This window comes from Inquilinus sp. Marseille-Q2685 (assembly GCF_916619195.1).
Taxonomy (GTDB): Bacteria; Pseudomonadota; Alphaproteobacteria; order DSM-16000; family Inquilinaceae; genus Inquilinus.
Genome location: NZ_CAKAKL010000001.1, coordinates 190,696 through 212,116 on the forward strand (window position 1 = coordinate 190,696; position 21,421 = coordinate 212,116).

The 21,421-nt window shown below is 67.9% G+C and carries 20 protein-coding genes; 18 read left to right on the forward strand and 2 right to left on the reverse strand.

The features are described from left to right. The first annotated feature begins 5 nt into the window (after positions 1 to 5). From LG391_RS00890 to dnaE, 15 genes are all read left to right on the forward strand, one after another. Positions 6 to 1,526, forward strand: a complete 1,521-nt coding sequence (locus LG391_RS00890; protein ID WP_225764769.1) for an NADH-quinone oxidoreductase subunit M — start codon at positions 6 to 8, stop codon at positions 1,524 to 1,526. 18 nt (positions 1,527 to 1,544) lie between these two features. After that, on the forward strand, positions 1,545 to 3,011 hold the full coding sequence (gene nuoN / locus LG391_RS00895) for an NADH-quinone oxidoreductase subunit NuoN (protein ID WP_225764771.1): 1,467 nt from the start codon (positions 1,545 to 1,547) through the stop codon (positions 3,009 to 3,011). Next, positions 3,011 to 3,754: a biotin--[acetyl-CoA-carboxylase] ligase gene (locus LG391_RS00900; protein WP_225764774.1), complete on the forward strand. Its 744-nt coding sequence runs from the start codon at positions 3,011 to 3,013 to the stop codon at positions 3,752 to 3,754. Before nuoN ends, LG391_RS00900 begins: the two co-directional genes overlap by 1 nt. Before the next feature lies 1 nt (position 3,755). Next, positions 3,756 to 4,541, forward strand: coding sequence for a type III pantothenate kinase (locus LG391_RS00905; RefSeq protein WP_225764783.1), 786 nt, complete (start codon positions 3,756 to 3,758; stop codon positions 4,539 to 4,541). Then, a complete protein-coding gene (locus tag LG391_RS00910) occupies positions 4,538 to 6,214 on the forward strand; it encodes a ribonuclease J (RefSeq protein ID WP_225764786.1) in 1,677 nt (558 codons plus the stop codon). The genes LG391_RS00905 and LG391_RS00910 overlap by 4 nt, the downstream gene beginning before the upstream one ends. Before the next feature lies 1 nt (position 6,215). Next, positions 6,216 to 6,620: a methylmalonyl-CoA epimerase gene (mce, locus tag LG391_RS00915; RefSeq protein WP_225764787.1), complete on the forward strand. Its 405-nt coding sequence runs from the start codon at positions 6,216 to 6,218 to the stop codon at positions 6,618 to 6,620. Positions 6,621 to 6,695: 75 nt separating this feature from the next. Beyond that, a complete protein-coding gene (locus LG391_RS00920; RefSeq protein WP_225764789.1) occupies positions 6,696 to 6,962 on the forward strand; it encodes a DUF1467 family protein in 267 nt (88 codons plus the stop codon). Then, positions 6,941 to 7,516 (forward strand): DNA-3-methyladenine glycosylase I, encoded by a 576-nt coding sequence (locus tag LG391_RS00925; protein WP_225764791.1) that lies wholly within the window; start codon positions 6,941 to 6,943, stop codon positions 7,514 to 7,516. The genes LG391_RS00920 and LG391_RS00925 overlap by 22 nt, the downstream gene beginning before the upstream one ends. Positions 7,517 to 7,659: 143 nt before the next feature. After that, positions 7,660 to 8,115, forward strand: coding sequence for a hypothetical protein (locus LG391_RS00930; protein ID WP_225764802.1), 456 nt, complete (start codon positions 7,660 to 7,662; stop codon positions 8,113 to 8,115). Positions 8,116 to 8,993: 878 nt separating this feature from the next. After that, entirely contained in the window at positions 8,994 to 10,532 is a 1,539-nt protein-coding gene (locus LG391_RS00935) for a hypothetical protein (protein ID WP_225764804.1), read from the forward strand. Positions 10,533 to 10,677: 145 nt separating this feature from the next. After that, positions 10,678 to 11,991, forward strand: coding sequence for a proline--tRNA ligase (proS, locus tag LG391_RS00940; RefSeq protein ID WP_225764806.1), 1,314 nt, complete (start codon positions 10,678 to 10,680; stop codon positions 11,989 to 11,991). Between the two features lie 171 nt (positions 11,992 to 12,162). Beyond that, positions 12,163 to 13,425 carry a lipoprotein-releasing ABC transporter permease subunit gene (locus LG391_RS00945; protein ID WP_225764808.1) on the forward strand — a complete coding sequence of 421 codons (1,263 nt, stop codon included), beginning with the start codon at positions 12,163 to 12,165 and terminating at the stop codon, positions 13,423 to 13,425. Next, positions 13,418 to 14,119: an ABC transporter ATP-binding protein gene (locus LG391_RS00950; RefSeq protein ID WP_225764810.1), complete on the forward strand. Its 702-nt coding sequence runs from the start codon at positions 13,418 to 13,420 to the stop codon at positions 14,117 to 14,119. The genes LG391_RS00945 and LG391_RS00950 overlap by 8 nt, the downstream gene beginning before the upstream one ends. Then, a complete protein-coding gene (locus LG391_RS00955; protein WP_308013021.1) occupies positions 14,119 to 15,363 on the forward strand; it encodes a lipoprotein-releasing ABC transporter permease subunit in 1,245 nt (414 codons plus the stop codon). The genes LG391_RS00950 and LG391_RS00955 overlap by 1 nt, the downstream gene beginning before the upstream one ends. A 56-nt stretch (positions 15,364 to 15,419) precedes the next feature. Continuing rightward, positions 15,420 to 18,893 carry a DNA polymerase III subunit alpha gene (gene dnaE, locus LG391_RS00960; protein ID WP_225764823.1) on the forward strand — a complete coding sequence of 1,158 codons (3,474 nt, stop codon included), beginning with the start codon at positions 15,420 to 15,422 and terminating at the stop codon, positions 18,891 to 18,893. A 15-nt stretch (positions 18,894 to 18,908) separates the two neighbouring features. On the opposite strand, the gene mazF is transcribed toward dnaE, so the two are convergent. Then, complete coding sequence (mazF, locus tag LG391_RS00965) at positions 18,909 to 19,244, reverse strand: endoribonuclease MazF (protein ID WP_225764825.1); 336 nt, start codon at positions 19,242 to 19,244, stop codon at positions 18,909 to 18,911. Next, entirely contained in the window at positions 19,245 to 19,496 is a 252-nt protein-coding gene (locus tag LG391_RS00970) for an AbrB/MazE/SpoVT family DNA-binding domain-containing protein (RefSeq protein WP_225764840.1), read from the reverse strand. 167 nt (positions 19,497 to 19,663) lie between these two features. Here LG391_RS00970 and LG391_RS00975 point away from each other — a divergent pair, with 167 nt between their 5' ends. The 3 genes from LG391_RS00975 (at position 19,664) to LG391_RS00985 (ending at position 21,421) form a co-directional block, all read left to right on the forward strand. Next, positions 19,664 to 20,236, forward strand: a complete 573-nt coding sequence (locus LG391_RS00975; protein WP_225764842.1) for a chromate transporter — start codon at positions 19,664 to 19,666, stop codon at positions 20,234 to 20,236. 3 nt (positions 20,237 to 20,239) lie between these two features. Then, positions 20,240 to 20,764: a chromate transporter gene (locus LG391_RS00980; RefSeq protein WP_225764844.1), complete on the forward strand. Its 525-nt coding sequence runs from the start codon at positions 20,240 to 20,242 to the stop codon at positions 20,762 to 20,764. 117 nt (positions 20,765 to 20,881) lie between these two features. Next, a complete protein-coding gene (locus tag LG391_RS00985; RefSeq protein WP_374200705.1) occupies positions 20,882 to 21,421 on the forward strand; it encodes a queuosine precursor transporter in 540 nt (179 codons plus the stop codon).

Consider the following 21,421-nt stretch of genomic DNA (forward strand, 5'->3'; position numbering starts at 1 on the left):
GACCCATGGGTAATTGGCCGATCCTCTCGCTCGCCACCTTCCTGCCGCTGGTCGGGGCCGCGCTGATCCTGCTCCTGGCCCGCGGCAGCGAGGCCGCCGTGGCCGCCACCTCCCGCTGGGTGGCGCTGTGGACCACGCTCGTCACCTTCGCGCTCACGGTCGCCATCTGGCTCGGCTTCGACCCGACCGCGGTCGGCTTCCAGATGGAAGAGAAGGTGGCCTGGTTCCCGGACCTCAACATCGCCTACCACATGGGCGTCGACGGCATCTCGGTGCTGTTCGTCGTCCTGTCGGCCTTCCTGATGCCGATCTGCATCCTCGCCAGCTGGGAGAGCATCCACAGCCGGGTGAAGGAGTACATGGTCTCGTTCCTGATCCTCGAGACCATGATGATCGGCATGTTCTGCGCGCTCGACTACGTGCTGTTCTACGTCTTCTTCGAAGGCGTGCTGATCCCGATGTTCGTGATCATCGGCATCTGGGGCTCGGGCGAGCGCCGCATCTACGCCGCCTTCAAGCTGTTCCTGTTCACGCTGCTCGGCTCGGTGCTGATGCTGGTGGCGCTGCTGGCCATGTACGTCCAGGCCGGCACCACCGACATTCCGACGCTGCTGGCGACGGATTTCGGCTACGACATGCAGGTCTGGCTGTGGCTGGCCATGTTCGCCTCCTTCGCCGTGAAGGTGCCGATGTGGCCGGTGCACACCTGGCTGCCGGACGCGCATGTCGAGGCGCCGACCGCGGGCTCGGTGATCCTGGCCGGCGTGCTGCTGAAGATGGGCGGCTACGGCTTCCTGCGCTTCTCGATCCCGATGCTGCCGGAGGCGACGGCGCTGCTGACGCCGCTGGTCTACGGCCTGTCGATCGTGGCGGTCATCTACACCTCCCTCGTCGCCCTGGCGCAGGAGGACATGAAGAAGATGATCGCCTATTCCTCGATCGCGCATATGGGCTTTGTCACCGCCGGCATGTTCTCGCTGACCCAGCAGGGCGTCGAGGGCTCGATCTTCCAGATGCTCAGCCACGGCGTGGTCTCGTCGGCGCTCTTCCTCTGCGTCGGCGTGGTCTATGACCGGCTGCACACCCGCGAGATCGCGCGCTACGGCGGCCTGGCCACCAACATGCCGAAATACGCCGTGTTCTTCATGATCATGCTGCTCGGCTCGGTCGGCCTGCCGGCCACCTCGGGCTTCGTCGGCGAGTTCATGATCCTGCTCGGCCTGTTCCAGGTGAACACCTGGGTCGCGACCCTGACCGCGACCGGCCTGGTGCTGGGCGCCACCTACATGCTGCTGCTGTACCGCAAGGTCATCTTCGGCGAGATCACGCGCGAGGATGTGCGGAAGATGGCCGATCTCAGCCCGCGCGAGATCGCCCTCTTCGTGCCGCTGGCCCTGGTGGTGCTGTGGATGGGCATCTACCCGTCCAGCTTCCTGAATGTGATGTCGGTCTCGGTCGACCACCTCATCACTCAATACCACGCCGATCTCGGCCGCGCCGGCGCGGTCGCGGTGGCCGTCCGCTGATCCGGGGATCCGATCGCCATGGTGTCTCTTCCCGATCTGATGCCGGCCCTGCCGGAGATCTTCCTGGCCTGCGCCGGCATGGCGCTGCTGCTGATCGGTGTCTTCCTGGGCGAGCGTTCGACCCGGATCGTCGCCTCGCTCGCGGTCATGTCCTTCATCATCGCGGGCGCCTTGCTGCTGATGGGGCCGGGCGGCCGCGCGGTGACCTTCAGCGGCATGTTCGTCGCCGACGGTTTCGCCGTGTTCATGAAGATCCTGGTGCTGGTCGGCTCGGCGCTGGCGCTGATCATGTCGCTCGACTACCTCGAGCATGAGGGCATGTCGCGCTTCGAGTATCCGGTGCTGTTCGTGCTGGCCACCGTCGGCATGATGCTGATGGTCAGCGCCAACAACCTGATCTCGCTGTATCTCGGCCTCGAGCTGCAGAGCCTGTCGCTCTACGTCGTCGCCGCCTTCAACCGGGATTCGGAGCGGTCGAGCGAGGCCGGCCTGAAGTACTTCGTTCTCGGCGCGCTGTCCTCGGGCCTGCTGCTGTATGGCGCCTCGCTGGTCTACGGCTTCCTCGGCACCACCGGTTTCGACGCCCTGGCCCAGGCCCTGTCCGGCCAGGCCGCCTCGGGCGGGGTGCTCGGCGGCACCTCGATGGGCGTGATCATCGGCCTCGTCTTCGTCTGCGCCGCCCTGGCCTTCAAGGTCTCGGCCGTGCCGTTCCACATGTGGACGCCGGACGTCTACGAAGGCGCGCCGACCCCGGTCACCGCCTTCTTCGCGGCGGCCCCGAAGGTGGCGGCCATGGCGCTGTTCGTCCGCGTCCTGGTCGAGCCCTTCGGCCATCTCACCAGCCAGTGGCAACAGATCATCGTCGCCGCCTCGGCCCTGTCCATGATCCTCGGCGCCTTCGCCGCGATCGCGCAGACCAACATCAAGCGGCTGATGGCCTATTCCTCGATCGGCCATGTCGGCTTCGCGCTGCTCGGCCTCGCCGCCGGCACGCAGCAGGGGATCACCGGCGTAATCGTCTACATGGCGATCTATATCCCGATGAGCCTCGGCGCCTTCGCCGTGATCCTGTCGATGCGGATCAACGGCAAGCAGGTGGAGGGGATCCAGGATCTCGCCGGCCTCGGCAAGACCAGCCCGGGCCTGGCCTTCGCCCTCGTCATCATGATGTTCTCGATGGCCGGCATCCCGCCGCTGGCCGGCTTCTTCGCCAAGCTCTACGTCTTCCGCGCGGTGATCGAGCAGGGCTTCATCGTGCTGGCCGTCATCGGCGTGCTGGCCAGCGTGGTGTCGGCGGTCTACTACCTGAAGATCATCCGGGTGATGTATTTCGACGAGCCGAAGATCGCCTTCGACAAGCCGGAAGGAGCTGCGATCCCGGCGATCCTCGCCGTCTCGACCCTGTTCATCGTGGTGTTCTGGCTGCTGCCGGCACCGCTGACCGGGGCAGCCCAGGCGGCCGCGGCCAGCCTGTTCGGGGGCTGATGAATATCGCCCTGCCGCAGGGCTGGCGGCTCGACGCGCGGGACCGCGTCGGCAGCACCAATGACGAGGCGCGGGCGCTCGCCGTGGCGGGCGCCCCGCACGGCACCATCGTCTGGGCCCGGCGGCAGGACGCGGCCCGGGGGCGGCGCGGCCGCGCCTGGTCCTCGCCGGAAGGCAATCTCGCCTGCTCGGCCATCCTGCGGCCGGACATCCCCTTCGCCCGGGCCGGGGAGCTGACCTTCGTCGTCGGCGTCGCCCTGGCCGATGCGGTCGCCGGCTTCGGGGTCGAGCCGAAGCTGAAATGGCCGAACGACGTGCAGATCGCCGGCGACAAGCTGGCCGGCATCCTGCTGGAGGCCGCGGTGGCGACGGACCGGTCGGTCGACTGGATCGTCGCCGGCACCGGCGTGAACATCGCGCACCATCCTCAGCTCGCCGACTACCATGCCACCAGCCTGCACGCCGCCGGCGCGCGGGACGCCACGGTCGAGGCGGTGCTGGAACGCTACACTGCGGCGCTGGACCGCCGCCTGGCGGAATGGCGCGAGGAGGGCTTCGACGCCACCCGGGCGGCCTGGCTGGGCCGCGCCGTCGGCCTCGGCGCCCGCATCAAGGTAAGGCTGGAGACCGAGACGCTGGAGGGCGTCTTCGAGCACATCGACCCCAGCGGCGCTCTGATCTTGCGCACCGACACCGGCCGGCACAGCATCACCGCAGGCGACGTCTTCTTCGGGAGGGGCTGAGATGCTTCTCGCCATCGATGCGGGCAACACCAACATCGTCTTCGCGGTGTTCGACGGCGCCCAGCAGAAGGGCCAGTGGCGCATCGCCACCGACAGCCGCCGCACCTCCGACGAATACGCCGTCTGGCTGGTCTCGCTGATGCAGATGCGGGGGCTGCGTCCGGTCGACGTCACCCGCTCGATCCTGTCCAGCGTGGTGCCGGCCGCCACCTTCAACCTGGCCAAGCTGTGCCGCGACCATTTCGGCACCGACCCGATGCGGGTCGGCGACCCGTCGGTCCAGCTCGGCATCAAGAACCTGTTGCTGAATCCGCGCGAGGCCGGGGCCGACCGCCTGGTCAATGCCGTTTCCGCCGGCGCTACCTATCCCAAGCCGCTGATCGTGGTCGACATCGGCACCGGCACCACCTTCGACGTGGTCAACGCCGACGGCGACTTCGTCGGCGGCATCATCGCCCCGGGGCCGCAGCTCGCGCTCGACGCGCTGCACAAGGTCGCGGCCCAGCTGCCCAAGGTCGAGATCGTGCGGCCGGAGCGGGTGATCGGCCCCGGCACCATCCCGGCCATGCAGTCCGGCATGTTCTGGGGCTATCTCAGCATGATCGAGGGCCTGATCACCCGCATCAAGGCCGAGCTGTCGCCGACTGGCACGCCGCCGGTCACGGTGATCACCACGGGCGGCCTCGGTAGCGTTTTCGCCCAGGCGACCGATATGATTGATCACATCGACAGCGAACTGACCCTGCGCGGATTGCGCCTCATCTACGAGCGAAACGCCACCACATGAATCTCTCCCCCGCGGCCAACGGCCCCGACGACGCCCTCTACTTCCTGCCGCTCGGCGGCGCCGGCGAGATCGGGATGAACCTGTATCTCTACGGTCACGCGGGCCGCTGGCTGATGGTCGATTGCGGGGTCACCTTCGCCGACGAATCGGTGCCGGGCGTCGACCTGATCGTGCCCGACCCGGTGTTCATCGAGCAGCGGCGCGACAAACTGCTCGGCCTCGTGATCACCCACGCGCATGAGGACCATATCGGCGCCATCACCCTCCTGTGGCCCGACCTGCGCTGCCCGATCTACGCCACGCCCTTCACCGCCGCGGTGCTGCGGATCAAGCTGCGCGAGACCGACTTCGCCGACCGGGTGCCGATTATCGAGGTGCCGCTGGGCGGCGATGTCGAGATCGGCCCGTTCGGCGTCGGCTTCATCACCATGACCCATTCGGTGCCGGAGCCGAACGCCCTGGTGATCCGCACCAGCCACGGCGCCGTCGTCCACACCGGCGACTGGAAGCTGGACCCGGCGCCGCAGATCGGCGCGGTGACCGACGAGGCGACCTTGCGCCAGCTCGGCGACAAGGGCGTGGTCGCGGTGATGGGCGACAGCACCAACGCCCTGACCCCCGGCCGCTCCGGCTCCGAGGAGGATGTGCGGAAGGGCCTGGCGGAGGTGATCGCGGCCCAGCCGAACCGTGTCGTCGTCACCTGCTTCTCCTCCAATGTCGCCCGCATCCACAGCGTGGCGCTGGCGGCGCAGCAGGCCGGGCGGCAATGCGCCCTGGTCGGCCGGTCGCTGTGGAAGATCATGGAGGCGGCGCAGAGCACCGGCTACATGACCGACCTGGCGGAGCCCTTCGTGCGCGAGGACCAGGCCGGCTACATCCCGCGCGACAAGATCGTGCTGATCTGCACCGGCAGCCAGGGCGAGGCGCGGTCGGCCCTGGCGCGCATCGCCGGCGACAGCCATCCGCACATCACGCTCGAGGCCGGCGACACGGTGATCTTCTCGGCCCGCGAGATCCCGGGCAACGAGAAGGCGATCGGCCGGGTGCAGAACGCGCTGGTGGCCCAGGGCATCACCCTGATCACGCCGGACGACGCCAATGTCCATTGCTCCGGCCATCCGGCGCGGGACGAGCTGACCACCCTCTACCAGTGGCTGAAGCCGCAGGCGGTGGTGCCGGTGCATGGCGAGGAGCGGCACATGCGCGCCCATGCGGCGCTGGCCGAGGCCGGACAGGTGAAGCAGACGCTGGTGCCGCGCAACGGCGCCCTGATCCGCTTGGCGCCCGGACCGCTTGAGATCGTCGACAATGTCGAGCACGGAAGGCTGGCGCTGGACGGGCATCATCTGGTGCCGCTGGGCGGCGAGGCGATCCGCGACCGTCAGCGCATCATCCATAACGGCGCCGCGGTGGTGACCCTGGTGCTGGACCGCGACGGCCGTCTGGCCGCCGACCCGAAGGTGGCGCTGCTCGGTATCGAGGATGCCGAGGACCAGGCCGACAGCGAAGCCGAGGTGGCGGAGGAGGTGCGTTCGGCCATCGAGTCCCTGCCGCGGGCCCAGCGTAACGACGATGCGGCGATCAGCGAGAGCGCGCGGGTCACGGTGCGGCGGACCATCCGCAGCTGGCACGGCAAGAAGCCGGTCACCGAGGTGCATCTGGTGCGGCTCTGACATGATCGGCCGCCTCAACCACGTCGCCATCGCGGTGCCGGACCTGCCGGCCGCGGTGGCGCTGTATGGCGATACGCTGGGGGCGGAGGTGTCGGCGCCGGTCGACCTGCCGGAGCACGGCGTCACCACTGTCTTCGTCACCCTGCCGAACACCAAGATCGAGCTGCTGCACCCGCTGGGCGAGGCCTCGCCGATCGCCAAGTTCCTGGAGCGCAACCCGAAGGGCGGCATCCACCACCTCTGCTATGAGGTCGAGGACATCCTGGCGGCGCGCGACCGGCTGGTCGCGGCGGGCCTGCGCGTGCTCGGCGACGGCGAGCCGAAGATCGGCGCCCACGGCAAGCCGGTGCTGTTCCTGCATCCGGCCGACCTGGCCGGCACCCTGACCGAGATCGAGCAGGTGTAAGGCCGGGACGAAAAGACCTATGCATCCCGTCTTCATGGACGGGTAAGGAGAAGGAACACTCGGGAAGGGAACAGCATGGGCCTGGTCAGCGGCATCGTCGTCTTCGTCATCATCTGGTGGACCGTGATCTTCGCGGTCCTGCCCTGGGGCGTGCGGCCCGAGGTCGACGACGCGCAGCCGGGCCACCAGGTCGGGGCGCCGGCCAATCCGCGGATATGGCGCAAGGTGCTGATCACCACCGCCATCACCGTCGTGCTATGGGTGGTGATCGACATCCTCATCACCGAGAATGTGTTCTCCTTCCGGGACTGGGCGGAATCATGGACGAGAGCGCAGCAGTGACGGGCCCGGCGCCGGCGAAGACCTACTGCGCCTTCGCCGAGAGCGACCCGCTGCACAAGGCCTATCACGACACCGAATACGGCTTCCCGGCCCGCGACGATGCGGTGCTGTTCGAGCGGCTGATCCTCGAGATCAACCAGGCCGGCCTGTCCTGGGACCTGATGCTGAAGAAGCGCGAGACCTTCCGCCGCGCCTATGCCGGCTTCGACATCGACAAGGTCGCGGCCTTCGGCGACGCCGACCGCGCCCGGCTGCTGGCCGATCCCGGCGTCATCCGCAACCGGTTGAAGGTGGATGCCGCGATCGACAACGCCAGGCGGCTGCAGGCGATCCGGGAAAGCCACGGCAGCTTCGCCGCCTGGCTCGACGCCCATCACCCGCTGACCAAGGCGGAATGGGTGAAGCTGTTCAAGAAGACCTTCCGTTTCACCGGCGGCGAAATCGTCGGCGAGTTCCTGATGAGCCTCGGCTACCTGCCGGGCACGCATCACCCCGGCTGTCCGGTCTACGCCACGATCCTGACGCTGGATCCGCCCTGGCGGCGCGGGGGCTGACGCGCCAATCCCGTCCTCAAGGCCGCACCCCTAAAAAGACACGAGTCTCCGTCAATGATGACTCCCGTCTGGAGCAGTGCGGCGCAGAGGCTGGGGACTTCATGATCGGCCTTCGTTCCACGGCCTCTCGAGGGGCCGCTCTGGTGTTCGTCGTCGCGGCCGCCGCGGCGCTGGCCGTCGGCTTCGCCTGGGATCGGCCGCCGCCGTCCGAGCGCAGCCTGCCGCCCTGGCCGGCGGGTGTCGGGCGGTCGGAGGAGTACGCTTTCGGCGATGCGGTCGGCGCACGCGACCTGCGTGCCTGGGGGCCGGTCTTCGACACCTTGGCGGAGCGCTACGGCGGCAAGGCGCGGCTGAGGCTCATCCATCTCACCCTGCAGGCGGATGCCAATCTCGCGGCGCTGCGGCGCCGCTTCGACGAGGAGATGGTCGATCGCCGTCGCTGGCGGACGGTGACGCCGGAGACGTGGCTCGACGGGGCGTGGGCCCATGGCTATGAAAGCTCGGACGGCCGCGACGTGCTCATGCTGGTGGCACTGAAGCCGCGGCCCGGCGAGACGCTGGTGCCGTTCAATGTCCTGACGACCATCGCCGGCCGATGAAGAACCGGCGGCCATGACCGGCATAACCGGTAATGTTCAGGGAGGCGCAGTCCGGGGATATGCACAAAAAAACGGCAGGGCCGAAGCGCCTGCCGGTCGAAAACCTGTCCTTATAGTTGTGTCCAGCGGACTTTAGTCCTGCCGGCACTCCCGACAGTTTCCTCCCTAAACTCGAGCCTGCCCTTGTCGTTTGCTTTTGTTCAGGCGAGGCGGACCTTAGCGAGGATTCATGCGGCTGTCACGCAGAATCGCATGCCCCCCATGCGGCCAGATCAGGGCCAATTTGTGCACAATCAAATCCACCGGAATCCCGCCGCCGGATCGATATCCCACACGCAGTCGGCGAGCGCTTTAACACCCACCTAGGCGATAAGGCCGAAGGCTATTCCCTGGGCGATTGCGCAAACCGGCGGCATCGATCGCCGCAGCGCAGTCGCGGAGGCCATTCATTCCGGTCGTGCATTGAACCATACCAAGGCCGGGGCTGGCGATCTCGGCCGCTTCCGCTCACTGATTCCGGTCTCGGGGTTGCTCGCAACCACGATCCTCTCGCATCCCGCGCCGGCGGGTTCGTTCAATCATCCCTTCAGTATGCCACGCTGATTCACAGTCGGCTCTGAGGGCACAGCAACGGAGGACAGGCCGATGGCGGATGCATCAGGGACCGGACGAGGGAGCGGAGGCCGGAGCGGAGGCCGGAGCGGTCACGCCGACCTAGCGAACCAGCCGAGATTTATCAGCTGGCTCAATGCCCTGACGGGCGCTGGCGCCAGTGGCAACCTCCCCGCATCGTCCCAGGCGGGGAGGGCGGCGGGGGACATCAGGAGGGGGCCACCGCGGCGTCGCCGCAGCCCGCTCCGGGGGGCGAGTGGATCGAGATGCTGCCGTCCGGAGCGGAGGTGACAGCGGCGGTCACCGAATTGCTCAGCAGCGACCTCGAACTGGCCCGGAAGGTGGACGCCGTCTTCAAAGATCCCGATTTCGTTGCTTTCATGGGTGCGCGGACTGACTCGGACGATCCGGCACAGCCCGCTCCGGACCTCGAGGCGGTCCAGGCCGCTGTCCGGCAAATCATCAACGAAATTGGCGCGAGACCGTCCGACAAGAATGCCGCCATACGTTGGGCGGTCAATTTCTGGCAGGTTGCCAAGACGACGGGCCTGATCAGCCTCCTGGGTTTCGGTCTCCGGCCAGGTTTCCAATCCTTAACCGCTCAGTCGCTGAATCTCGGCCAGCCTGACGAAAATACCGGACTCGCCGAAGGCGTATTCTACACAGGTCAGGCCGTCAGCTCTCTCATCATGCTGACCTCGGCTGCCTTGAACGCCAAGGACCAGAAGTGGGATGCCACCATCGGAGACCTCATCTATACCTTGTCCATGCTTGGCGGCATTGGATTCGCGAGAAGCTACAATGTCGCTGCCAGCCTTGCGCCGGCGACGGTAGGCGCCGCTTTCTATGCAACCTTTACTGAAATCTTAAAGACATTCAGGACGATGAAGGTGCCGCAGCTTGCTGGCGTCGACCCGACCGGTTGGAGAAAGATCGGAGCATATATGGCGGGAGCCACCACGTTTACCTTGAGCTTCATTCCTGCCACAGCCTGGTCATATTCAAACGATTACGTCGGGCCCGGCAGGTTTGCAGACCAGAATGCCGGCGACCTCATCCGAAGAGGAGCCCAGATCGGCGTCTTGTGGGCCGGAGCGCTGGTCGGTTACAATGTCCTCACGCCGCCACTCGTGAAACTGGTCGCGGGCAACCAATTCGGGGCTATCGGCCCGCTCGAATACGAGGCCGAGTGGAAATCGAATAAGGAATTGCTCGAGAAGAGCCCTAAGGAACTGCTCAGCTCTGCATTTGCAGTGGCAAACGATAGCAATAAGTTCTTTGCATTCGTCTTGGTGTTCAATACATATTTGGCGCTCAATGGGGGAGTGAGGCTGGGTCCGGCCGGGCAGGATGCGATTCCGAATGAAGCGCTCCGTATTTTTGTCAATACAGTGATTTCGAGCATATTTTGTCTGGGGCTGTGCTATATTTACGAAATGCAATACGGCACAAGGAAGCAGAAGCCGAGCGAGGTCTTGACCGAAGGCAGCGAAGGACATGAGCGGGTAGAGGCTGCCCTGGACGCGTTCTACGGTGAGGTGGTCGCAGCGGAAGAACCGATCGCGATCGCCGACCTGCCCGATCTGATCGCGCAACGCGCAGCCACTTTGGAGACCGACGCGGAGAGCGCCTTGTTCACCGTGCTCGTCTACACCCAGACGGTGCCCCGGGCGATCGAAGAGGACCGGGTATCGAATGTGGCGCCCACGCCGCCGCAATCAGAGGGCGGCGGCGTGGATGCAGAGGATCCTGAGCCAGCCGTGTCGCCGCCGGAGGACGAGGTGAGCCCAGGTGGAACCCGATGACCATCCCCGATCGCCGCATGTGAAGGGAATGGGGCGGTCATCGGCAGATTCGTCGACCCGTGGAACCGCGCATGGACAGGCTGCCGGTCCTTCCCTAAAGTCGCGCGCCTGACGTCCTCAATGGTTCCAGACGGAAGCCCGCTCGATGCGCCTGTCCCAGTTCTTCCTGCCCACCCTGAAGGAGAATCCCAGCGAGGCGCAGATCGTGTCGCACCGGCTGATGCTGCGCGCCGGCATGATGCGCCAGGAGGCGGCCGGCATCTATGCCTGGTTGCCGCTGGGCTTCCGGGTGCTGAAGAAGATCGAGCAGGTGGTGCGCGAGGAGCAGGACCGCTTCGGCTGCCAGGAACTGCTGATGCCGACGATCCAGCCGGCCGATCTGTGGCGCGAGAGCGGCCGCTACGACGATTACGGCAAGGAGATGCTGCGCATCCGCGACCGGCACGACCGCGACATGCTGTTCGGGCCGACCAATGAGGAGATGATCACCGACATCTTCCGGTCATCTGTGAAAAGCTACAAGCAGCTGCCGCAGCTGCTGTACCACATCCAGTGGAAGTTCCGGGACGAGGTGCGCCCCCGCTTCGGCGTGATGCGCGGCCGCGAGTTCCTGATGAAGGACGCCTACAGCTTCGACATCGACTACGAGTCCGCGCGGAAGTCGTACAACAAGTTCTTCGTCTGCTACCTCAGCACCTTCGCCCGGCTGGGGCTGAAGGCGGTGCCGGTGAAGGCCGACACTGGCCCGATCGGCGGCGACCTGAGCCACGAGTTCCAGATCCTGGCCGAGACCGGCGAGAGCCAGGTCTATGTCGATCCGCGCCTCTTGGAGCTGGATACCGAGGCGCGGCAGCTCGGCCCCGAGGACGACCTCGCCGCCTTCGTCGACCGCGTCACCGGCCTGTACGCCGCGGCGGACGAGATGCACGACCCGGCCAAGTGCCCGGTGCTGGAGGCCGAGCTGCAGACCCGGCGCGGCATCGAGGTCGGCCACATCTTCTATTTCGGCACCAAGTACTCGGCGCCGATGGGCGCGACCGTGGCCGGGCCGGACGGCACCCCGCGGCCGGTCGAGATGGGCAGCTACGGCATCGGCGTGTCGCGCCTGGTCGGCGCCATCATCGAGGCCAGCCACGACGAGGCCGGCATCATCTGGCCGGATTCGGTGGCGCCCTTCGATGTCGGGCTGATCAACCTGAAGCCGGGCGACGCGACTTGTGACGCGGTCGCCCAGGACCTGTATCAGCGCTTCCAGGCCGCCGGCCTCGACCCGCTCTACGACGATCGCGACGAGCGGGCGGGGGCGAAGTTCGCCGAGATGGACCTGATCGGCCTGCCATGGCAGGTGGTGATCGGCCCGCGCGGCGCCGCCAATGGCGTGGCCGAGATCAAGCGCCGGGCCACCGGCGAGAAGATCGAGCTGCCGCTCGACGCGGTGGTGGCGCGGATCAAGGGCTGAGCTTTGCGTGGGCTGGAGAACGGCTGCCAATGAAAAACAAATTGTCATTGCCGGGCTTGACCCGGCAATCCAGAGAATGTCGACAGCCTCTGGATGCCCGGGTCAAGCCCGGGCATGACACACAGGGGGACAAGGGCGTGCCCCATCCTCCAACGGCCTGACCCCAGCCGCATGTTCAACGCCTTCGAACGGACAGTCGCCTTCCGCTACCTGCGGGCCCGCAGGAAGGAAGGCTTCATCTCCGTCATCGCCGGCTTCTCCTTCCTCGGTATCCTGCTGGGCGTGGCGACGCTGATCATCGTCATGTCGGTGATGAACGGCTTCCGCGCCCAGCTGGTGCAGCGCGTGCTGGGCCTCGACGCCCATCTCAAGGTCAGCGCCGCGGCCGGCGCCGGCGTGCCGGATTACGGCCCCCTGGCCGACAGGCTGCGGCAGATCCCCGGCGTGGTCCGGGTGTCGCCGGTGATCGAGGACCAGGCGCTGGTCAGCCGGGATTCCGACTTCACCAGCTTCCAGGGCGCGCCGGCGGCGGTGGAGGGTGTCGACCCGGCGGATTTCCTCGGCCGCCCGGCGATCGCCCGGTCGATCCTGATCGACAGGCCGGAGGATTTCGCCGGCACCGACGTCATCACCATCGGCAGCGGCCTGGCGGCCCAGTTCGGCGTCCGCCTGGGCGACGAGCTGACGCTGGTCACGCCGCATTTCAACCGGACCGCCTTCGGCTCGGTGCCGCGAGCCAAGACCTATACCGTGGCCGCGATCTTCACCACCGGGCTCCAGGAGCCCGATTCCGCGACGGTCTACATGCCGCTCGCGGCGGCGCAGCAGCTGTTCCAGATGAAGGGCCAGGCCGGCGGGCTCGACATCTTCACCACCGATCCGGAGCGGCTCGACGCCGTGCGGGGGCTGGTGGCCGAGACTATCGGGCCGGACCTCAAGGTCTCGGACTGGCGCGACGCCAACGCCACCATCTTCACGGCGCTGCAGGTCGAGCGCAGCGCCATGTTCGTCATCCTGACGCTGATCATCCTGGTGGCGGCCTTCAACATCATCTCCAGCCTAGTGATGCTGGTGAAGGACAAGGGCGGCGACATCGCCATCCTGCGCACCATGGGCGCCTCGCGCGGCGCCATCCTGCGCATCTTCTTCCTGACCGGCGCCACCATCGGCGTCGTCGGCACGCTGGCCGGGCTCGCGCTCGGCCTCGGGCTCGCCGCCAATGTCGATGCCATCCGCACATGGCTGCAGGGCGTGCTCGGCCCCGGCACCTTCGCCGCCGAGTTCAGCTTCCTGGCTTCGCTGCCGGCGCTGGTCGACCCGGGTCAGGTGGTCGCCGTCTGCCTCCTGGCCATCGGCCTGACCTTCCTGGCCTCGATCTTCCCGGCCTGGCGGGCCGCCCGGCTCGATCCGGTGGAGGCCCTGCGCTATGAGTGACGCCATGCCGCCTTCCGCCGCCGAGGTGCTGCGCCTCGAAGGGATCCGCCGCAGCTTCCATCAGGGCGAGACCCGGCTGGACGTGCTGCGCGGCGCCGAGCTGTCGCTGGCCGGAGGCGAGATCGTCGCCCTGGTCGGCCCCAGCGGCGCCGGCAAGTCGACCCTGCTGCACATCGCCGGCCTGCTGGAGCAGCCGGACGGCGGCGCCATCACCATCGCCGGCCAGCGCTGCGACGGGCTGGGCGACGGGCCGCGCACGGCGCTGCGCCGCTCCGCCATCGGCTTCGTCTACCAGTTCCACCATCTGCTGCCGGAATTCAGCGCCATCGAGAATGTGGTGCTGCCACAGATGATCGCCGGCCAGACGCGGGCCACCGCGCGCCAGCGCGGGCGGGACCTGCTGGCCCGGGTCGGCCTGGCCGGAAGGCTGGAGCATCGCCCCGCGCAGCTGTCGGGCGGCGAGCAGCAGCGCGTCGCCATCGCCCGGGCACTGGCCAACGCGCCGAAGGTGCTGATCGCCGACGAGCCGACCGGCAACCTGGATCACACGACTTCGGACGCGGTGTTCGAGATGCTGACGGACGTGGTGCGGTCGACCGGCGTCGGCGCCCTGATCGCGACCCACAACCTGGAGCTGGCCGAGCGCATGGACCGGGTGGTGGAGATGCGCGACGGCGTTCTGGTGGGGCGTTGATGTTCAACGCCTTCGAACGCGCCGTCGCCTTCCGATACCTGCGGGCCCGCCGTGGCCAGGGCTTCGTGTCGCTGATCGCCGGCTTCTCGCTGCTCGGCATCATCATCGGCGTCGCCACGCTGATCACCGTCACCGCGGTGATGAACGGCTTCCAGACCGAGCTGCTGGCCCGGTTCCTCGGCTTCAACGCCCATGTCAGCGTCGTGCCGCTGGGCGGCCGCGACATGGCCGACTACCAGGAAAGGGCGGGCCGGCTGCGCGGGGTCGACGGCGTCACCCGGGTCGTGCCGGTGGTCGAGGGCCAGGCGCTGGCCAGCGCCGGCAAGGCCTCGGCCGGCGTGCAGATCCGGGGTGAAAGCCCGGAGGATTTTCTGGCCCGGCCGCTGGTGGCGCAGGACCTGCAGCTGCAGGCGCCGGGCGCCTTCACCGGCGACACGGTGGCGATCGGCCGCGGGCTGGCGGAGAAGCTGGGCCTCGGGCTCGGCGGCAAGCTGACCCTGCTGGCGCCGGGCGCGCCGGGGCAGGGGGAGCAGTCCGCCGGCCCGGTCGCGCGCGCCTTCACCGTGGCCGCGATCTTCGACGCCGGGCTGTACCAGTTCGACAGCGGCGTCGCCGTGCTGCCGCTGCCGGCGGCGCAGTCGCTGCTCGGCCTCCAGGGCGTCACCCGGCTCGACGTCAACGTCCGCGACCCCGAGCGGATCGGCGACATCGCCAGGCCGCTGCAGGAGGCCGCCGGGTCCGGCGTCCGCTTCTTCGACTGGAAGCAGGCGCTGTCCGGCTATCTCGACATCGTCGCCGGGCAGCGCAACGTGATCTTCGTGATCCTGTCGCTGATCGTCCTGGTGGCGGCCTTCAACATCATCTCCAGCCTGATCATGCTGGTGAAGGAGAAGGGGGCGGACATCGCCATCCTGCGCACCATGGGCGCCTCGCGCGGATCGATCCTGCGCATCTTCTTCCTGGCCGGCGCCACCATCGGCGTGATCGGCACCGTGGCCGGGCTCGGTCTCGGCATCGCCCTGGCCGACAGCCTGGAGGCGCTGCGGCAATGGCTGCAGCAGCTGACCGGCACGCCGATCTTCGACCCGCGGCAGTACTCCCTGACCCGGATCCCGACCGAGATCGACGCCGGCGAGGTGGTGCTGGTCTGCGGCATGGCGCTGGCGCTGTCGCTGCTGGCCTCGATCTATCCCGCCTGGCGGGCCGCCCGGCTCGACCCGGTCGAGGCTCTGCGGTACGAGTAGGGCTGCGCCCGATTCTATCGGGCCGCCCCTGTTTCGTCGCCGCGGAGAGCCGCCGCATGCCACACGCCGATTTCGTCCATCTGCGCGTGCACAGCGCCTATTCCCTGTCGGAAGGGGCGATCAAGATCAAGGAGCTGGTCGGCATCTGCAAGAAGCTGCAGATGCCGGCGGTCGCGGTCACCGACACCGGCAACCTGTTCGGCGCGCTGGAATTCTCCTTCGCCGCCAAGGACTACGGCATCCAGCCGATCATCGGCACCATCCTCAGCATCACGAGGGCGGAGACGGAATCGGGCGCCCGCGTCGGCGGCCCGGCGATCGCCGAGCCGGACTGTTTGGTGCTGCTGGCCCAGAACGAGGCCGGCTACGAGAACCTGATGGCGCTGACCAGCCGCGCCTATCTGGAGACCGAGCAGGGGCTGGCCCCGCAGCTGCCGCTGGAAGCGCTGGAGGGCCACACCGAGGGCGTCATCGCCCTGACCGGCGGCCCCAAGGGCCCGGTCGGCCGCCTGCTGCTGGCCGAGCATCCGGAGCGGGCTCTGGCCACGCTGCGCTATCTGAAGACCCTGTTCCCCGGCCGGCTCTATGTCGAGCTGATGCGTCACGGCATGGAGGAGGAGGATCGGATCGAAGCCGGGCTGGTCGACCTCGCCTACCAGGAGGACGTGCCGCTCGTCGCCACCAATGACTGCTTCTTCGCCGGCGAGGACATGTACGAGGCGCATGACGCCCTGCTGTGCATCGCCGACGGCACCTATGTGGTCGAGGCCAACCGGCGGCGGGTGACGCGCGACCACCGCTTCCGCTCGGCCGAGGAGATGCGGCAGCTCTTCGCCGACCTGCCGGAGGCGGTCGACAACACGCTGGTGATCGCCCGGCGCTGCGCCTTCATGCCGAAGAAGCGGAACCCGATCCTGCCGGCCTTCACCGGCGACGCCGGCCGCAGCGAGGCCGAGGAGCTGCGAGCCCAGGCGCATGACGGGCTGAAGGCTCGGCTGGAGGCGCATGTCTACACGCCGGAGATGACGGCGGAGGAGCGCGAGGCGGTTCGGGAGAAATACACCGCCCGGCTCGACTACGAGCTCGACGTCATCGAGAAGATGGGCTTCCCGGGCTACTTCCTGATCGTCTCGGACTTCATCAAATGGTCCAAGGCGCACGACATCCCGGTCGGGCCGGGCCGCGGCTCCGGCGCCGGCTCGGCCGTCGCCTGGGCGCTGACCATCACCGATCTCGACCCGCTGCGCTTCGGCCTGCTGTTCGAGCGGTTCCTGAACCCCGAGCGCGTGTCGATGCCGGACTTCGACATCGACTTCTGCCAGGACCGGCGCGACGAGGTGATCGCCTATGTCCGCGACCGCTATGGGCACGACCGGGTGGCGCAGATCATCACCTTCGGTAAGCTGCAGGCCCGCGCCGTGCTGCGCGACGTCGGCCGCGTGCTGCAGATGCCGTATGGCCAGGTCGACCGCATCTGCAAGCTGGTGCCGAACAACCCGGCCAACCCGGTGACCCTGGCCCAGGCGATCGAGGGCGAGCCGGCGCTGCAGCAGGAGCGCGACAACGATCCCCAGGTGCGCCACCTGATCGACCTGGCGATGAAGCTGGAGGGCCTGTACCGCCACGCCTCGACCCACGCCGCCGGCGTGGTGATCGGCGACCGGCCGCTGCACCAACTGGTGGCGCTGTACCGAGACCCGCGCTCGCCGATCCCGGCCACCCAGTTCAACATGAAGTATGTCGAGCAGGCCGGGCTGGTGAAGTTCGACTTCCTCGGCCTGAAGACGCTGACCGTGCTGCGCACCGCGGAGAACCTGCTGAAGGCCAGCGGCGTCGACATCGACCTGGCGAAGATCCCGCTCGACGACCCCACGACGTACGCCATGCTCGGCCGGGCGGAATCGACCGGCGTGTTCCAGCTGGAAAGCTCGGGCATGCGCGACGTGCTGCGACGGATGAAGCCGAACCGGGTCGAGGACATCATCGCGCTGGTGGCCCTCTACCGCCCCGGCCCGATGGACAACATCCCGACCTACATCGAGGTCAAGAACGGCACCAAGGCGCCGGACTATCTCCACCCCTCGCTGCAGCCGATCCTGGAAGAGACCTACGGCATCATGGTCTATCAGGAGCAGGTGATGCAGGTGGCGCAGACGCTGGCGGGCTATTCGCTCGGCGGCGCCGATCTTCTCCGCCGCGCCATGGGCAAGAAGATCAAGGCGGAGATGGATGCCCAGAAGAAGACCTTCGTCGAGGGCGCATCCGCCCGCGGCGTGCCGGAGGGGCAGGCGGCCAACATCTTCGACCAGGTCGAGAAATTCGCCGGCTACGGCTTCAACAAGTCGCACGCCGCCGCCTATGCCATCGTCGCCTACCAGACCGCCTATCTGAAGGCGAACCACCCGGTCGAGTTCCTGGCGGCGTCGATGACGCTCGATCTCGGCAACACCGACAAGCTGAACGTCTTCCGGCAGGAGCTGTCGCGCCTCGGCATCAAGCTGCTGATCCCGGACATCAACAAGTCGGACGCCGTCTTCGCGGTGGAGGTGCTGCCGGACGGCAAAAAGGCGATCCGCTACGCCCTCGGCGCGATCAAGGGCGTGGGCCCCGAGGCGATGCGCAGCCTGGTGCAGGAGCGTGAGCGCGGCGGGCCCTTCAAAGACCTGTTCGACCTGGCCCGGCGGCTCGACCTCAAGCTGCTGAACAAACGCCAGCTGGAGAATCTGGCGCGAGCGGGCGCCTTCGATTCGATCGACAGCAACCGCGCCCGCGTCGTCGCCTCCTTCGAGACGCTGCTGCGCTATGCCCATACCGTGGCGGCGGAGCGCGACAGCGGCCAGATCGGCCTGTTCGGCGGCCCGGCCGGCGGAGGATTGAGCGCGCCGCCGCTGCCCAACATCCCGGACTGGGATTCGATGGAGCGGCTGCGGCAGGAATTCGACGCCGTCGGCTTCTACCTCTCCGCCCATCCGCTCGACACCTACAACACCAAGCGCCTGGGCTCGGTGCGCTCGGCCGAGATTGGCCAGAAGATGCGGCTCGGCCACACCCAGCTCCGCCTCGCCGGCATCCTGATGGCGAAGCGCGAGATGACGACCAAGACCGGCAACCGCATGTGCTTCGGCACCTTCTCCGACGCCAGCGGGGTGTTCGAGGTGACCTTCTTCGCCGAGACCCTGGCGACCGCGCGACAGTTGCTCGAGGTCGGCGCCGCCCTGGCTATGGCGGTGGAGATCCAGAGCCGCGGCGAGGAGCTGCGGCTGACCGCGCTGTCGGTCGAGCCGATCGACCAGGCCTTGGCCAAGAGCGCCGCCCGCTTCGTCATCTATGTCGACGGGGTGCAGGCGATCCAGCCGCTGCACGGGCTGCTGGACCGCGAAGGGCAGGGGCGCTGCAAGGTCAACCTTCAGCTGCTGCTGTCGCCGACCGAGGAGGTCGAGATCGAGCTGCCCGGCGCCTATGCCGTCGGCGGCCGGGCCAAGGCGGCGTTGAAGTCCGTCCCCGGCGTGCTCAGCGTCGAGGAGTTCTGAGGCGCGGCGTGGGTGCTAAACCAATGCGCGAAGCTTCTTGCGGACGTCCATGACCTCATTGGCCGAGGCACGCCCCTTGAACACTGCGCCGCGGGTCCGCCAGTCGAGCGACTTCACCTGGTCGGCGAGAGCCGCACCGGAAACAGCGCCGGCGATCGGCACCTCGAAGGGATAGCCCTTGACCTTCGTCGTCATCGGGCAGGCGATCAGCAATCCGACCTTGGCGTTGTAGACGGCGGGGGAGAGGACGAGGGCGGGGCGGTGCCCAGCCTGCTCGTGGCCTGCCTGCGGATCGAAGTCGATCCAGATGATGTCGCCGCGGTCGGGGACGTAGGCCGGCGGCTTGGCCATCTACCAGACTTCCTTGCCCACGGGCCGGCCGAAATCCACCGGGTCGTGCCGGTTCTCGTCGGTGACGCCGGCCAGCAGCGCGTCGAGATCGGCGCCGGCGATGCCGTCTTCGAGGATCGGTTCGATGATGATCCGGCCGCGTTCCAGCCGCACATCCACCGGCTGATCGATCGACAACTGGGCGACCTCCATGATCGAGGCGGGGATGCGTACGGCGGCGCTGTTGCCCCACTTCTTGACCGTCATCCTCATCCTGGTTCCTCGCAACGCCGTGAACGCACGTATATACACCCGTTTATACACATATCGGGGCGGATCCGTTAGTGCGCAATCGCGCCAAGTCGACCTGTTGTCGCGCCCCTTGTTGCCGCGTCGTGCCTGCGCTTGAGTGACGAAGTCGCGGAGAATCGGGAGCCGGCATGGCTGAGACCGCAGTGGAAGAGGCGGCGGCCGGGCCGCCGGGCCTGGGGCAGATCTTCCTGGCCTTTGCCAAGATCGGGCTGACCAGCTTCGGCGGCGGGCTCAGCGGCTGGATGCTGCGGGAGTTCGTGCAAAACCGGCGCTGGGTGTCCGAGGCCGACTTCCTCAACGGCCTCGCCCTGGCCCAGGCCTTCCCCGGCGTCAATGTCGTCAACCTGTCGCTGTGGATCGGCTTCCGGCTGCGCGGCGGGGCGGGGGCGCTGGCCGGCGTGCTCGGCATGGTGGTGCCAGCGATGCTGGTCGCCATCGCCGCCGCAGCAGCTTTCAGCGAGGTCGCGCAATACCGCTCCGTCCACCTGGCCCTGGCCGGGGCGGCGGCCGCGGCGGTCGGGCTGTCGCTGCAGATGGGCGTGCGGGCGGCGCGCCGGGCGGCCCGTTCCGCCGTGCCGGTCGCGATCATCGTTGCCACCTTCCTGGCGATCGGCGTGCTGCGCCTGCCGCTGCTGCCGGTGATGGCGGTGCTGGCGCCGCTCAGCATCGCTTACGCCGCCTGGCGGCCGCGGAGGGACTGAGCGATGGACAGCATCCTGCTGCGGCTGCTGATCGTCTTCGTACCGCTGTCCTTCCTCAGCGTCGGCGGCGGCCAGAGCATCGTCGCCGACATCCATCGGCAGTCGGTCGGCGTCTATGGCTGGATGACCGACGCCCGCTTCCTCGACCTGTTCGGCCTGTCGCGGATGACACCCGGGCCGGGATCGCTGCTGGTGACGCTGGTCGGCTGGCAGGCCGCCGGCTGGGCCGGGGCGCTGGTGGCGACGGCCGCGATCTTCGTGCCGTCCTCGCTGCTGGTCTACGGTCTGGCGCGGCTGTGGGCGCGCTATCGCGGCGCGCCGTGGCAGCGGGCGGTCGAAACCGGTCTGGCGCCGGTTGCCGCCGGTATGGTGCTGGCCGCGTCCTTCACCCTGCTGCAGGCGGCAGAAGGCGGATTGCTGGCCTGGGCCATGGCCGCGATCTCCTGCCTCGCCCTGCTGCTCACCCGGGTCAGCCCGTTCCTGCTGCTCGGCGCTGGCGCCGTGCTGTTCCTGCTGGTGCAGCCTTAGGCATCGGGGATATGACGCGCAGCGCGGTGGCCAAACACGGCATCTTGCGCTAAAAGCCCCACCGGACCCGGGCGCCGAGGGCTGCGCCGCGGGCGTTTTGTATTGGAAGAGCCTGCCTTGCGTACCGAAACCCGCGGCATGGGCCTGGCGCTGATCGCGATGATCGCCGTCGTGGTGGCCTCGAACTACCTGGTCCAGTTCCCGATCAACGACTGGCTGACCTGGGGTGCCTTCACCTATCCGGTCACCTTCCTGGTCACCGACCTGACCAACCGCTTCTTCGGTCCGCACCGTGCCCGTCAGGTCGCCTATGTCGGCTTCGCGCTCGCCGTCCTGCTGTCGCTGTGGCTGGCCGACTGGCGCATCGCCGTCGCCTCCGGCACCGCCTTCCTGGTCGGCCAGCTGCTTGACATCCACATCTTCGACCGGCTGCGCCGCGCCGCCTGGTGGCGGGCGCCCTTCATCGGCTCGGCTCTCGGCTCGGTGGTCGACACCGCCCTGTTCTTCACCATCGCCTTCGCCGGCACCGGCCTGCCGCTGCTGACCCTGATGGCCGGCGACCTGGCGGTGAAGCTGGCCTGCGCCCTTCTGTTCCTGGCGCCGTTCCGGGCGCTGATGAACGTCGTCCTGCCGATGCCGGCGCTGCAGAACGGCTGA